Origin of the sequence: Gillisia lutea, from assembly GCF_021568705.1 — a bacterium.
Taxonomy (GTDB): Bacteria; Bacteroidota; Bacteroidia; order Flavobacteriales; family Flavobacteriaceae; genus Gillisia; species Gillisia lutea.
The window spans coordinates 726865-742128 of the sequence record NZ_JAKGTH010000006.1; the positions used below are offsets into that span (position 1 = coordinate 726865).

At 38.1% G+C, this 15264-nt stretch carries 14 protein-coding genes; 10 read left to right on the plus strand and 4 right to left on the minus strand.

Features of this window, described 5'->3' with window-relative positions:
- Positions 1-99: 99 nt before the first annotated feature.
- The 5 genes from L1I30_RS03345 to L1I30_RS03365 all read left to right on the plus strand — a co-directional run bounded on the left by L1I30_RS03345 (position 100) and on the right by L1I30_RS03365 (position 5566).
- Complete coding sequence (locus L1I30_RS03345; RefSeq protein ID WP_236132832.1) at positions 100-1266, plus strand: PSP1 domain-containing protein; 1167 nt, start codon at positions 100-102, stop codon at positions 1264-1266.
- Positions 1259-1747: a gliding motility lipoprotein GldH gene (locus L1I30_RS03350; protein WP_236132833.1), complete on the plus strand. Its 489-nt coding sequence runs from the start codon at positions 1259-1261 to the stop codon at positions 1745-1747. Before L1I30_RS03345 ends, L1I30_RS03350 begins: the two co-directional genes overlap by 8 nt.
- A gap of 13 nt (positions 1748-1760) precedes the next feature.
- A complete protein-coding gene (locus L1I30_RS03355) occupies positions 1761-4082 on the plus strand; it encodes a penicillin-binding protein 1A (RefSeq protein ID WP_236132834.1) in 2322 nt (773 codons plus the stop codon).
- Between the two features lie 82 nt (positions 4083-4164).
- A complete protein-coding gene (locus L1I30_RS03360; protein WP_236132835.1) occupies positions 4165-4863 on the plus strand; it encodes a CoA transferase subunit A in 699 nt (232 codons plus the stop codon).
- A 46-nt stretch (positions 4864-4909) separates the two neighbouring features.
- A complete protein-coding gene (locus L1I30_RS03365; protein WP_236132836.1) occupies positions 4910-5566 on the plus strand; it encodes a CoA transferase subunit B in 657 nt (218 codons plus the stop codon).
- 93 nt (positions 5567-5659) lie between these two features.
- On the opposite strand, the gene L1I30_RS03370 is transcribed toward L1I30_RS03365, so the two are convergent.
- The 4 genes from L1I30_RS03370 to L1I30_RS03385 form a co-directional block, all read right to left on the minus strand.
- A complete protein-coding gene (locus tag L1I30_RS03370; protein ID WP_236132837.1) occupies positions 5660-6652 on the minus strand; it encodes an acyl-ACP desaturase in 993 nt (330 codons plus the stop codon).
- A 150-nt stretch (positions 6653-6802) separates the two neighbouring features.
- The gene (locus tag L1I30_RS03375) at positions 6803-7531 is read right to left on the minus strand and encodes a metallophosphoesterase family protein (protein ID WP_236132838.1); all 729 of its coding nucleotides are present in this window, start codon (positions 7529-7531) and stop codon (positions 6803-6805) included.
- A gap of 1 nt (position 7532) precedes the next feature.
- Complete coding sequence (locus L1I30_RS03380) at positions 7533-8669, minus strand: ATP-binding protein (protein WP_236132839.1); 1137 nt, start codon at positions 8667-8669, stop codon at positions 7533-7535.
- Positions 8670-8709: 40 nt separating this feature from the next.
- Positions 8710-9462: an SDR family NAD(P)-dependent oxidoreductase gene (locus tag L1I30_RS03385; RefSeq protein WP_236132840.1), complete on the minus strand. Its 753-nt coding sequence runs from the start codon at positions 9460-9462 to the stop codon at positions 8710-8712.
- A gap of 192 nt (positions 9463-9654) precedes the next feature.
- On the opposite strand from L1I30_RS03385, the gene L1I30_RS03390 reads away from it, so the two are divergent.
- From L1I30_RS03390 to L1I30_RS03410, 5 genes are all read left to right on the plus strand, one after another.
- A complete protein-coding gene (locus L1I30_RS03390) occupies positions 9655-10461 on the plus strand; it encodes a DUF4382 domain-containing protein (RefSeq protein WP_236132841.1) in 807 nt (268 codons plus the stop codon).
- 151 nt (positions 10462-10612) lie between these two features.
- Positions 10613-11617, plus strand: coding sequence for an AAA family ATPase (locus tag L1I30_RS03395; RefSeq protein WP_236132842.1), 1005 nt, complete (start codon positions 10613-10615; stop codon positions 11615-11617).
- A gap of 79 nt (positions 11618-11696) precedes the next feature.
- On the plus strand, positions 11697-12563 hold the full coding sequence (locus tag L1I30_RS03400; protein ID WP_236132843.1) for a DUF58 domain-containing protein: 867 nt from the start codon (positions 11697-11699) through the stop codon (positions 12561-12563).
- A gap of 68 nt (positions 12564-12631) precedes the next feature.
- On the plus strand, positions 12632-14257 hold the full coding sequence (locus tag L1I30_RS03405) for a DUF4381 domain-containing protein (RefSeq protein ID WP_236132844.1): 1626 nt from the start codon (positions 12632-12634) through the stop codon (positions 14255-14257).
- Positions 14257-15261 (plus strand): vWA domain-containing protein, encoded by a 1005-nt coding sequence (locus tag L1I30_RS03410; RefSeq protein ID WP_236132845.1) that lies wholly within the window; start codon positions 14257-14259, stop codon positions 15259-15261. Before L1I30_RS03405 ends, L1I30_RS03410 begins: the two co-directional genes overlap by 1 nt.
- The last annotated feature ends 3 nt before the right edge of the window (positions 15262-15264 follow it).

A 15264-nucleotide genomic window follows, 5' to 3' on the forward strand; every position in this document is an offset into this window, starting at 1 on the left:
ACTACAGGACCAAATAAATATTGGTATATTTACCTCTTAAGAAAATTAATAATATCAATTCAACAGGTATTCACTTGTTAGAATTTCAATATATACAATATGGGATGTAGTACTTGCGCGACCGGAAAAGATGGTCAGCCAAAAGGATGTCAGAATAATGGGACTTGTGGAACAGATGGATGTAATAAACTCACTGTTTTTGATTGGCTAGCAAACATGTCTTTACCAAATGGAGTAGAAGCTTTTAACTGTGTGGAAATTCGATTTAAGAACGGAAGGAAGCATTTTTTTAAAAATACAGAAAATTTAACTCTTAGCATTGGGGATGTTGTTGCTGTAGAAGCGGCTCCTGGGCATGATGTAGGAATTGTTACTCTTACCGGAGAACTGGTTAGAGTGCAAATGAAGAAGAAAAAAGTTAGTGAGGACAGCGAAGAGGTCCTTAAAATATACAGAAAAGCAACTCAACGAGATATCGATATCTGGCAGGAAGCACGTGGCCGAGAAGAAAAAATGAAAGTCCGTGCCCGTGAGATCGCTATTAGGTTGAAGTTAAGCATGAAAATAAGCGATATCGAATTTCAGGGTGATGCCTCAAAAGCTACATTTTATTATACTGCTGAAGAGCGAGTAGATTTTAGACAGCTTATCAAGGAATTTGCTAGAGAGTTTAACACGCGAATAGAAATGCGTCAAATAGGATTCAGGCAAGAAGCTGCGCGCTTGGGAGGGATTGGTTCATGTGGTAGAGAACTATGTTGTTCTACATGGTTAACCGATTTTAGATCGGTAAATACTTCTGCAGCAAGATATCAGCAATTATCTCTTAATCCGCAGAAATTAGCGGGACAGTGCGGTAAGTTAAAATGTTGTTTGAATTATGAATTAGACACGTATCTGGATGCTTTAAAAGCTTTCCCTAAAACAGAGGTGAAACTATACACGAAGAAAGGAACTGCAGTTTGTCAGAAAATTGATATTTTTCAAGGATTCTTATGGTATGCTTACGAGGGAGATTGGATGAACTGGCATAAATTAAGTGCAGAGCAGGCAAATAAAATTATTAAATGCAACGTTGTTAAGGAGCCTGTGGCGAGTTTAGAGGAATATGAAGTGTTAACACCTTCTGCCGACAGTTCTAAACCTGATTTCAGTAATGTAGTAGGGCAGGATAGTTTAACCAGATTTGATAAGCCAAAAGGCAATGCTCCAAAAAAACGCAGAAAAAACAAACGTAAAAAAGGAAAACCTTCCAATAATGCATAAAGGCTTCTTGTCGGTTTTAGTACTTACTGCACTGTTTTTCGGTTCCTGCGATTCAAAACGAGTGTACGATGAGTATCAATCTATTCCTAATCAATGGAATAAAGATTCAATTGTTACGTTTAAACTTCAAAATATAGATTCCCTTCAGGCGTATAACCTGTTCATAAACGTGAGAAATAATAATGATTTCGGTTACAGCAATCTATTTCTAATTGCGCAAATTCAATTTCCGCAAGGAAAAGTAGTTACCGATACTTTGGAGTATGAAATGACAACTCCCGGAGGAAAATGGCTTGGTACCGGATTTGGCGATGTGAAGGAGAATAAGCTCTGGTATAAGGAAAAAGTACGCTTTCCAGAATCTGGAGAGTATGAGGTTTCCTTAAAGCAAGCCATGCGAAAGAATGGAAGTGAAAAAGGGATCGAAGACCTGGAAGGTATTACCGAAATTGGTTTTAGAATAGAGAATATCCAAAATTAATTGTAACAGCAATATGGCACAGCCGTCAAAAAAATCAAATCCAAAATCTGCTAGCAAAAGCAATGATTTTCGTAAATATATAGTAGGTTTCTGGACTCTTTTTGGTCTTGGAATATTAGTTATAATTCTTCTCTTCTTACTTGCGGGATGGGGTGCTTTCGGGAAAATGCCAAAATTTGAAGAATTAGAAAATCCTGAAACCAACCTTGCAACTGAAATTTTCTCTTCCGATGGGGAGACTTTAGGGAAATATTATAGTGAGAACCGTACTCCTATAAAATATGAAGATCTGCCTGATCATCTAATTAAAGCATTGGTGGCTACCGAAGATGAACGTTTTTACGATCATGCCGGAATAGATGCAAGAGGAACTTTACGTGCAGCTGTGTTTTTAGGCGCTCGTGGAGGAGCAAGTACCATTACTCAGCAGCTTGCCAAACAACTTTTTACTGAAGATGTATCTCAAAACTTTATGAGTAGGGTGCTCCAAAAGTTTAAGGAATGGATTATTGCCATTCGTTTGGAACGTCAGTATACCAAAGAAGAGATTATTACCATGTACTTCAACAAGTACGATTTTGTTTATCAGGCGGTGGGAGTTCGCTCTGCAGCTAAAATATATTTTGATAAAGAGGCTAAAGACCTTAAGATAGAGGAAGCAGCCGTGCTGGTTGCAATGCTGAAGAATTCGGCTTTATATAACCCCGTGCGAAGACCGGAATTGGTTGAACAACGCCGTAATCAGGTATTTGCACAAATGGAAAAGAACAGGTTTTTGAGTAAGGCTGAAAGAGATTCTTTGCAAAAACTTCCTATGAAGATCCAATTTACTCCGCAAGGACACGATGAAGGAATAGCCACCTATTTTAGAGTTTATCTTCAGGGCTTCATGAAAGATTGGATCAAGAAGAATCCTAAACCAGACGGGAGCGAATATAATATCTATAGAGATGGATTAAAAATCTATACCAGTATCGATTCAAGAATGCAGGAATATGCTGAAGAAGCGGTAGCCATGCATATGACTAATCTTCAAAAGGAATTTGACAGGCAAAATGAGAGCAATAAAACGGCACCATTTAGAGATATTAATACAGAAGAGGTTGATGGTATTGTAAGAAATGCTATGCGTGTTTCCGACAGATGGCATAAAATGGAAGCGCAAGGCAAATCAAAAGATGAAATTGTAAAGTCTTTCGATAAGAAAACCGAAATGCGTGTTTTCAGTTGGTCTGGAACGAAAGATACCATCATGACGCCTAAAGATTCTATTTTATATTATAAATCCTTCCTTCAAACAGGAATGATGTCTATGTCGCCTCAAACAGGTGAAGTAAAGGCTTGGGTAGGAGGAATCAATTTCAAAAGCTTTAAATACGATCATGTGAAGCAGGGGAAAAGGCAGGTAGGTTCTACCTTTAAACCTTTTGTATACGCCACAGCTATCGATCAATTAAAGCTTTCACCATGTGATACGTTACCTCGAAACAGGTTTACTATTGAAGCCGGGAAACTTGGCAATCAAAATGATTGGGCTCCTGCGAATAGTGATAACAAATATGAGGGAATGCTTACCTTGAAGCAGGCCTTGGCACAATCGGTAAATACTGTAACTGCAAGATTGATCGCTAAAACAGGAACAAGGCCGGTAATTGAACTTTTAGACAAATTAGGAGTAGATACCAAAGAGATCCCGAATGTTCCTGCTATCGCTTTAGGAACTGCAGATATGAGTCTTTTCGAAATGGTATCGGCGTATAGCACTTTTGCAAATGAGGGTGTGTATATCAAACCTATTATAGTAAATAGAATAGAAGATAAGAATGGTACCGTGTTGTATCAAAATGTACCCGAAACCAAAGATGTTTTAAGTAAGGAAACGGCTTATGTAACGGTAAACTTGATGGAAGGAGTTACCCGTGGAGGTTCAGGAACCAGACTGCGTGGTACATATGCGGCTAATAATGCCGATTATAAACGTGCAGTCACGGGTTATCCATACGATTTCAAAAACCCAATAGCTGGTAAGACCGGAACTACTCAAAATCAGAGTGATGGTTGGTTTATGGGAATGGTTCCTAATTTGGTGACCGGAGTTTGGGTTGGAGGAGAAGACAGAGCAGTGCATTTCCCTGGAATTCGCTATGGCCAGGGAGCCACAATGGCTCTTCCAATTTGGGGGATCTATATGAAAAAAGTATATGCCGATAAAGACCTTGATGTTTCTTCCGGCGATTTTCCAAGACCCGATAATCTTTCCATAGAGGTGAATTGTGACAATTACGGGAAAGCTAGTAGTGAAACTCAGTTAATTCCAGATGAATTAGATTTTTAGCCAGGACTTAGGGCTAAATTCCCTTTCTGAAAACGTTGTAGTAAGATCAAGAATTTTGTAAATTTCGGCAAACGAAATTTCAATGATCAAAAAAACTGTAAACAACGTTACCGAAGCCCTGGAAGGAGTGAAGGACGGAATGACCATGATGCTTGGTGGATTCGGGCTATGTGGTATTCCTGAAAATTCAATTTCAGAGTTAGTACGCCTTAACGTAAAAGACCTTACTTGTATTTCTAATAATGCTGGGGTAGACGATTTTGGACTCGGACTTTTACTTCATAAAAAACAAATCAAAAAAATGATCTCTTCTTATGTAGGAGAGAACGCCGAATTTGAGCGCCAAATGCTTAGTGGGGAACTTGATGTAGAGCTAACTCCTCAAGGTACTTTAGCTGCTAAATGCCAGGCTGCGCAACAAGGTTTTCCTGCAATTTTTACTCCGGCCGGTTATGGTACAGAAGTGGCCGAAGGTAAAGAAGTACGTGAATTTGATGGTAAGATGCACGTTTTAGAACATGCTTATAAAGCAGATTTTGCTTTTGTAAAAGCTTGGAAAGGGGATGAAGCAGGAAATCTTATTTTTAAAGGAACAGCCCGTAATTTCAATCCTTTAATGTGTGGCGCTGCCACTGTTACAGTTGTTGAAGTAGAAGAGCTTGTTAAGCCGGGGGAGCTCGATCCAAATCAAATCCATATTCCCGGAATCTTTGTTCAACGTATTTTTCAAGGGAAAAGTTATGAGAAGCGAATTGAACAAAAAACCGTACGAAAAAAATAAAAGGTCAATATATCATTGACTCATTTAAAATCTTCAAATTAAGAATATGGCATTAGATAAGAACGGAATTGCACAACGTATTGCTCAGGAAGTAAAGGATGGATATTATGTAAATCTGGGAATAGGAATCCCAACTTTAGTAGCAAACTTTGTAAGAGATGATATTGAAGTTGAATTTCAAAGTGAGAACGGAATTTTAGGAATGGGACCTTTCCCATTTGAAGGAGAAGAAGATGCTGATTTAATAAATGCGGGAAAACAAACCATTACTGCGCTGCCGGGTGCAAGTTTCTTCGATTCAGCGATGAGCTTTGGTATGATTAGAGGGAAACATGTAGACCTTACCATTCTAGGAGCGATGGAAGTTGCCGAGAATGGAGACATTGCAAACTGGAAGATCCCCGGGAAAATGGTAAAAGGTATGGGAGGAGCGATGGATTTAGTAGCTTCCGCAGAAAATATCATTGTAGCAATGATGCATACCAACCGAAGGGGGGAGTCTAAAATTTTAAAAAGATGTACACTTCCTTTAACAGGGGTGGGATGCGTGACCAAAATTGTTACCGATCTTGCTGTTCTGGAAGTAACCGATAGCGGTTTTAAGCTAGTGGAAAGGGCACCGGGAGTGAGTATGGAAGAAATAAAGAAAGCTACTGAGGGAACTCTTGTTATAGATGGGGAAATCCCGGAAATGAAACTATAATCACTTACGTGCTTTAAAAAGGACTTTAAAGGAAATAAAAAAACCCGTTTCAATAGTGAAGCGGGTTTTTTAGTTATTAGATATTGTAATATCTTAAATTATTCCGTTTGGTTCTACCCATTTAAACTGGTGCTGATCTTGAGGAATTGAAATCCTGTTGGCAATTCTTGTCATTCTTGAAGGTAAAGCCAAAAGATAATCACGAGCTTTTTCAGCATCATCGGTTAATGAGGTGAATTTATCTATCTGCCAGTAATCATTCAACTTACTTAAAATGTCTATATAATCATAAGTAGTGTATACTCCTAAGCGTTGCGCGGCATTTGAAAAATTTTCGAAAGCCTCAGCAATTCCTTGTCCGGATTCTCTAATGAACTGGGCGGGCATTACGATCTTTTTCTTCATCATATCATGAAATGCCAACATCATTTCGCTAGGGTCATGTTCAAAGATGATCTTTACAAACTCTCTGTAAGCCAAGTGGTGTCTCATTTCATCTCCGGCAATAATGCTACACATTTTAGAAAGCATTTTATTCCCTTTTTTCTTTGCCAGTTGCCCCACTCTCTTGTGAGAAATGTTGGTAGCTAATTCCTGAAAACTTGTGTACACGAAGTTTTTATAAGGATCGCGACTGGTTCCAATATCAAACCCATCATTAATTAGGTATTGCGTGGTTTTTTCGATCTCACGCATATTTACTCTGCCTGAAAGGTAAAGGTATTTGTTTAACGTATCACCGTGTCTGTTTTCTTCTCCTGTCCAATGACGAATCCATTTAGACCAACCATCTTGTCTTCCATGTTGGTTAACACCTTCCATATCCATTAACCACGATTCGTAGGTAGGTAGTGCTTCTTCGGTAACCATATCGGCAACTAATACCACCCAAAAGTCGTATCCCAGTTCCTTGGCTTCCTCTCTTATTTCCTTGATCTCGTCTATGTAATTCTCATTTTGAAGATTAGGTAAAAGATCTGTAGGTTGCCAAATTTCTTCAACAGGTATTAAATATTTATCTACGAAACTATCAATCGATTTCTCGACCGTTTTCATAACTTCTAATCGTATATTGTCTAAGGCCATAGCTTTATTGTTTTAAGGTTACCATGCACTACAAAACATCATTATGTAGAGTGCTGGCAGGTATGTTCTATTGAATAATCAAAAATAATGCAATAGTTATATCTAATGTCAAAGATATGAAGATATTAAGCTTTGCAATACAAAACTTACTTAATTTCTACCATCTTCATGGGGGTATAGTATGTGAACAGGTTCACTTTGCCACATTTCTTTTGAATTCACATCGATTCCCGAGATCTTACCTTTAAATGCGGCGCCGGTATCGACGTTCCAAACATTAGCCATATTTACCGGTTTTGTTTCTCCTATTCGGGTAACAGGGGTGTGACCAATAAATATTTCATTGAATAACTGCAGCCGTTTAGGGTAAAATTTATGAGAGACAGAAATTGATTTATCCAGCGATAGTACCGTTTCCCATAAAGTTCTATCCCAGTAAAACCCTGTAGGATGATATTCTTGTTCCGGACCGTGCAAATTGGTGAAACCGGCATGTACAAATAAACGCTTCTCCTTATCTACGTAATAATTGAGCATTTGGTTGTAAAATTGGATATGCTTTTCAATTTCCTTATTAGAGAAATTTCTATAAGCATCTATGCTGGACTGACCGCCGTGCTGCAACCATTGTTCATTTATTTTTCCTGTTTGCAGCCATTTATGAGTGAGATCGTCGTGATTTCCCCTAATAAAGATACAGGTGTTCTGCTTTGCCAATTCAATTAAGTGGCTAACCACATTCGCAGAATCACTCCAACCGTCTACATAATCTCCTAAAAATATGAGTTTATCGTTGGGAGTGAGTTGTATGCGTTCTAAAAGTTGTATCAATGCTTTTAAGCCTCCGTGAATATCTCCAATAGCAATAGTTCTGTTCATGTTAACTGTATTTCACTTTTCTAAGGATCCTCATACTTTCCTTGTAGGCTAAATAAGCATCAAGATTATGGTTCTTTAATAAATCTTTTGCGGCCTGTAGCTTTTCTATAGCAAAATTGAAATGATTCAAATAGCATATAAGATAGGTGCCAGGAAGATTTAAAAGATCGCTTTCTTCAGCCGTAGTAAGAGGAATATTATTTTTAAGCTTCAAAATTAAGGCATTGTTCGAATTGTAGATATGATATAGTATTTTTTTATCGAATTGTGGGGGTTCAAAAAGTAGCTTGCTCTCTATATCATAACCCGCATTGTCCTTAAATTTTATAATAACTTCTTCTAAAGGATAATAATGAAATTTGTTTTGCAAGCCTAAATGAACATATTCTACAATCTTGAAATAATCTTTATCGATGCTGATGCTCACTTCATCTAATTCAGAATAAAACAGTTTTACCTGTTCATTTATAAGTTCGATATCTACTCTGGAGTAATAAACTTCATGATTCGATCGTTTCATTTTACCAGCCCAGCATACCACAAAATATTCTTTGAACACCTTATAATCGGGTTGGAAATCCCTTCTTTTCTGCATAAAATCAAATACTCCGTCTAGAGTAAGTTCAATGTTGTTCTGGGCATTCTTTTCAATGGCAGCAACGGTAGCAGAATTCACATCTTTTAATTCTATGCCAAAAACCTTTGGCATGCTGATGCTTCCTTCCCTTATAAATACAGAACCTCCGTAATATTTCCAGATGTTCTTTCGTAGTGAGCATATCTTGCCGGTATTAGGCTTAATTGTGACTAAACCCACCACCAAATGATCCGGCAAATGCGGAAAGGGGATATTCTCATAGGAGACCAACGGCGGATTAGCTAGGTAGGCATTCACTAAATTTTGAATTTTGCTGTCATCAAAAAAGTCAACTCCGGTCACCTTATTGTCCTCATCCTCTACTCCAATTACTATATAAGAATTGTTAGAAGGGTTGGAGTTGGCAAGCGCGCAAATATGTTTTAGAAATTTTGCCTTTCCTTCTTTCTGATCAATATTCAGCTTTCGCTTTTTGTCATAAAAGCTATTCTCGTCGTTATGAGCGAGCAGGTGTTTTATTAAAAGCCTTTTATTGATCATTTCTTTTAGCTGAATAGGGGGCTGCCATAATTTAAAGCATTCAATTCTTATTTACAATAGTGCTGCTAGCTTGGGCGGTAGGCATTACCGTAAGATCGGCAATATTAACGTGATAAGGTCTAGTAACTACAAACCGAATGATGTCTGCAATATCTTCTGGTTGTAATGCCTGAAAACCTTGATATACTTTACTGGCTTTTTCTTCATCGCCCTTAAAACGAACTTTACTGAAGTCGGTTTGTGTCAACCCTGGATTAACAGCACCTACTCTTATTCCGGCCTTGTTCAAATCTATGCGCATTCCCTGGTTAAGAGCGTCCACCGCGAATTTACTGGCACAGTAAACATTACCATTAGGATACACTTCTTTTCCGGCGGTAGAGCCTATGTTAATAATATGGCCCGATTTACGCTCCATCATTTGAGGGATAATGGCTTTGCTTACATATAGTAAACCTTTTACATTAATATCCAGCATTGCATCCCAGTCGTCCAGATTTCCATCTTGAATAGAGTCTAAACCGTGGGCATTTCCCGCGTTATTAATCAAAATATCGATTTGTTGGAATTGAGAGGGGAGGCTGTCAATTTTGTCAAAAACATCTGTTCTATTTCGAACATCAAAATTTAGAGTGGTCACGGCAACTCGTTCAGATAATTCGTCTTTAAGTTCTTTTAATGCTGCTTCATTTCTTCCGCATAAAACAAGATTGATATTTTCTTTAGCAAATGCCCGGGCAGTTGCTTTCCCTATTCCGCTACTGGCTCCGGTTATTAGCGCTGTCTTTTTCATAAGTGTTAAATATTTCTTTTTTAGAAAGTGATGAAGGTATAAAATGTATTGCAACTAAGCCACTTATGTAAAGCTTTCGCTCTTTATGAATTTGTTAAAAATTGTTAATTGGGAAATTCGATAAAATCTTACAAAGCAATATGGCGTTGTACACATCAAACCTAAATTAATTAATCTATGAAAATGCTTTTTATGAAACAAACTAGTAGAATGAGGGTAACCGGCCTGTTGATGGCTGTTGTAGCGCTAACTATGATCTATAGTTGTAGTGATGATGATAATTCTGGAGGAGATTCTGCTCGAGTAAAAGTTAGTATGACTGATGCTCCCGGAGATTACGATGCTGTGTATGTTGATGTGGTAGATGTAATGGTAAAATCGGAAGCGTCGGCAGATGAAGAGGGCTGGACAAGCCTCACTAATGTAGAAGCAGGAGTTTACAACTTACTAGAACTTACAGGTGGTGTTACTCAATTATTAGCGAATGCTGAAGTTGAGGCAGGGTATTTAAGTCAGATAAGACTTGTTCTGGGTAATAACAATACGGTTGTTATTAATGGAGAATCTCAGCCTTTAAGCACGCCAAGCGCACAGCAATCTGGATTGAAAATTCAGGTTAATCAGGAATTGGAAGCCGGACAAGAGTATGAATTTTTATTAGATTTTGATGTAGATCAATCAATCGTATCAGCGGGATCTTCAGGAGGTTTTATTTTAAAGCCGGTAATTAGAGCTTCTAGCGGACAAGAAAACGGGGAAATAAAAGGAGCGGTTCATCCTACTACTTTTCAAAGTGTTGTAAAAGCTACCAATGCAAACACTACTATTTCAGCTTATACCGATGCAAATGGAGAGTTTGTATTGAATGGCGTTCCGGCAGGAACTTATCAAATAAGCGTTACCCCGGCAATTGTTTCTGGCCTTAATGCTAAGATCATTAACAATGTTGAGGTAAGTGCCGGTGCAAGCATAGATCTTGAAACAATTTTCTTGAACTAGTTTAAGAAACATACTATAAATTGCGGCTGCTTGAGTTCTCTCAGGCAGCCGCTTTGTTTTAACTAATTTTTAACACCCTTAATTTCAATATTAATTCCACTTGCATCGTTGGTAATTTGTAAATATCTTCACATATTCAAAATGACAACCTATGATAGAAAATAACGCTTCAGTCGATATTTCAAGCTTAAATGAAAAAATAGAGAGAGAAAGTGCTTTTGTTGATGTACTTACCAGAGAGATCAATAAGGTAATTGTAGGTCAGAAAGAGATGGTTGAGCGCCTTTTGATAGGTCTTCTCGGACAAGGACATATTTTACTGGAAGGAGTTCCGGGACTTGCAAAAACCCTTGCTATTAATTCCCTCTCTCAGGCTGTTGCTGGGAGTTTCAGTAGAATTCAGTTCACTCCAGATCTTTTACCTGCCGATGTTGTGGGAACGATGATCTATAATATGAAGGTGAATGATTTCAGCATAAAGAAAGGTCCCATCTTCGCAAATTTCGTGCTTGCCGATGAGATAAACAGAGCGCCGGCGAAAGTACAATCGGCTTTACTGGAAGCTATGCAGGAGAAGCAGGTTACCATTGGTGACACAACATTTAAGTTAGATAGACCATTCTTAGTGATGGCTACTCAAAACCCGGTAGAACAGGAAGGAACCTACCCTTTACCAGAAGCTCAGGTAGATAGGTTCATGCTTAAAACCGTTATAAAATATCCTCAAATGGCTGAAGAACAGTTAATTGTGAGGGCGAATTTAAAAGGTGCTTTTGATAAGATCAACCAGGTCGTGACCTTAGAACAAATTTCTAGAGCGCAAGCAGCGGTGAGAGAGGTTTATATGGATGAAAAGATCGAAAAATATATCTTAGACATCATCTTTGCTACTCGCTTTCCTGAAAAGTATAACTTGGAGGAATTAAAGCCACTCATCAACTTTGGAGCATCTCCTCGTGGAAGTATCAATCTTGCTACGGCCGCTAAATGTTATGCCTTTATAAAGAGAAGAGGATATGTGATACCGGAAGATGTGCGGGCAGTTGTTTATGATGTTTTAAGACACAGGATTGGAATTACTTATGAAGCAGAAGCAGAAAACGTAACTTCAGAAGATATTATAAGTAAAATTGTAAATGAAATTGAAGTGCCCTAGTCTTTTCAACATTTATTTTTCTTCAACTTAACTATTAATAAAATCGTTCAGGCTTCATTAAAAATAGCTTGTAAAAGCAATGGACACTAAAGAATTACTTAAAAAGGTTCGGAAAATTGAGATCAAGACCAGACAACTGAGCAATCATGTGTTTGGGGGTGAATATCATTCTACCTTTAAGGGGAGGGGGATGACCTTTAGTGAAGTAAGAAATTATCAGTTTGGAGATGATGTAAGAAATATAGATTGGAATGTTACCGCTAGATATAATGAACCTTTTGTAAAGGTTTTTGAAGAAGAGCGAGAACTCACCATGATGCTTCTGGTAGATATTTCGGCTTCCGGACTATTTGGAAGTGAAAATCAATTCAAAAAAGAAGTTATTACCGAAATTGCAGCAACTCTGGCTTTTTCGGCAACACAAAATAATGATAAGATAGGCTTGTTATTGTTCACCGATCAGGTAGAATTATTTATTCCGCCTAAAAAAGGTCGATCTCATGTCCTTCGAATAATTCGGGAGCTTATAGAGTTTCAGCCTAAGGGAAAAGGGACAGATATAGCGGGAGCGTTGAAATATGTTACCAGTGTTATCAAGAAGAAGGCTATCATGTTCATTCTTTCCGATTTTATGGATGATGAGTATCAACACACTCTTAAGATCATCAGCGGGAAGCATGATGTAACTGGTATTAGAGTATACGATAAACGGGAAGAGGAGATTCCAAGTTTGGGGCTGGTGCAAATGCAGGATAGAGAAACCGGAGAATTCACCATGGTGAATACCTCGGCTAAAGCAGTGCGAAATGCCTATGGCAAGTATTTCCGGGAGCGGGAAGATTATTTTAAAGATAGTTTCAATAAAAGTGGGGCAGGGATGCTGAGCACTAGATTGGATCAGAGTTATGTTACCAAATTATTGGGTTATTTTAAACGCAGGGGATAAGAATAAAAATGACTAAAAAATATTTGACATTCATCAATTTCATATCAGTTTTAAAAATGCTTAGACCTGTGAAATTTCAGAATTTGAAATTAATAGCCTTGCTACTTTTTAGTTTCCTGCTTAGCTCTTCTATTCAGGTTTTCTCTCAAAACACAAAGTTTTCAGCACAAATTGATTCTACGCAAATAAAGATTGGGGAACAGATAATTTACAGCATTCAGGTAGAAACTGATTCTATCAACCTGGTAATTTTTCCTGAAGGAAACACTTTTAAGCCATTAGAGGTAGTAGAATCTCTGGGGGTGGATACTACACGTTTAGAGAACAGGTTCAAATTATTAAAGAAATATACACTTACCCAATTCGATTCAGGTTCGTACACCATTCCGCAGCAACGGGTATTAATTAACGAAACTCCATTTCTCACCGATTCTATGTTGGTGGAAGTGACCGATGTGGTGGTAGATACTACTAAGCAAAAAATGTATCCAATTAAACCTGCAATGGAAGTCCCAAGGGGCGTTAATTTGGGCAACTGGATATGGTGGATGCTTGGCTTGTTGCTTATAGCAGGTTTAGCTTATTTCCTTTTTCACCAAAGAAAGAGAAAAGTGGCTGGTGCGAAAAAATTACCACCTTTTGAACGTGCCTTGTTTGAGCTGCAGCAATTGGATGCTTCCCATTTACTGGAAAACAGGCAGACAAAGGAATATTATTCCAAGCTTACCGAAGCTGTCAGAAGATACCTAGAAGATGAGGTAAATCTTCGTGCTATGGAGAGTACCACCTCCGAGCTTATTGATTTCATGGAATTAAAGATGAATGCGGGAGCTTTAAAATTAAACAAGCAAACGATAGATGAGTTGAAAGTCATCCTCCAAAGGGCTGATCTTGCGAAGTTTGCCAATTCTAAACCCGACATCATTACGGCTAAAAGCGACCGATCCAAGATCGAACATGTTATTATAGATACCAAAGCAGCTATCCCGGAACCATCTCAGGAAGAGCTATTAAAAGATGAAGCCTATCGCAGGGAGTTGGAAAGAAAACGAAAGAAGAAACGCATACTGATTGGGGCTGCTTCAGCAGTCGCTATACTGGCAATAGTGATAACGGTACTTATTTCAACTAAAGGATTTGATTATATAGCCGATAATCTATGGGGCAACCCAACAAAAGAATTGTTGAATGGAGAATGGATACAAAGTGAGTATGGAGATCCTGCGGTAAGTATTACAACTCCAGATGTTCTTGTTCGCGGAGAAATAGATATGCCTAATGAGGCAAAGGAAATGCTGGTAGGGAATGAAACCTTTATCTATGGCACTTTAGATAGTAAGTTGTATATAGTTTTAAGTACAGTACGTTTTAAAAAGGAAGAAAAATTCGATCTAAAAACGGCGCTGGACGGAGTATATGCCAATTTGGAGCGGAAGGGAGCTAAAAATATCATTTTAAAAGATGAAGATTATAGTACGCTGGAAGGTGTGAATGGCATGAAAGTTTTTGGAACTTTAGAACTGGAAGATGCTAAAACTAAAAAATCATACAATAAAAAATACCTGATATTGAATTTTGTTGAAAACGGTGGTTTTCAGCAAATAACGGTGATCTACGATGAAGAAGATGTATATGCCGATGAAATTGCGAACCGCGTAATTAATTCGGTTGAATTTAGTAAATCCAGAAATTAATGTTTGAAAACTATACATTTGAGAATCCACAGTTTTTCTGGCTTTTAATTATACTGCCATTCGTGGCTGCATGGTATTTCTGGAAAAGGAACAAGCAGCAGGCAGAGCTTAAGATGTCCAGTATACGAGGATTCAAACTTAAATCGAATCTACTACCAGTTTTAAAGCATGGATTATTCGTTCTTAGATTACTAGCTCTGGCGCTTTTAATTGTCGCTATGGCAAGACCACGAACCACCGATGTTTCCAATAAAACCACCTCAACTCAAGGAATAGACATCGTATTGGCAATAGATGTCTCTGCCAGTATGTTGGCAAGAGATCTGCAGCCAAACAGATTAGAGGCTTTAAAGGAAGTTGCAAGTGAGTTTATAAAAGGCCGACCTACCGATAGGATTGGCTTAGTGCAATATGCAGGAGAAAGTTTTACCAAGACCCCGGTAACTAGTGATAAAGCCGTTGTACTAAGCGCTTTGGAAGATATTAAATACAATCCTGTGTTGGAAAATGGAACTGCCATCGGGATGGGACTGGCTACTTCGGTGAATCGATTAAAAGAAAGCAAAGCGAAGAGCAAAGTGATTATTTTATTAACCGATGGGGTGAATAATGCCGGCTTTATAGATCCTAAAATTGCAAGTGAGCTTGCGGTAGAATATGGCATAAAAACCTACACGATTGGAGTTGGAAGTAATGGGACGGCCCTTTCACCGATAGGAATTTTACCCAATGGGCAATTTCAATACGGAAATGTTAAGGTTGAGATAGACGAAAAACTTTTAGAAGAGATCGCTACAACCACAGGAGGGAAATATTTTAGAGCTACAAATAATGAAAAACTGGAAGATATCTATGAGGAAATAGATAGTCTGGAAAAAACGGAAATAGAAGAATTCAAATACTATAATTATGAAGATAAGTTCCAATCCTTGCTCCTTATGGCAGGAGTGCTCCTTCTGTTAGAATTCGTTCTAAGGTCTACTGTCTTTAAGAGCTTTATTTAAAGG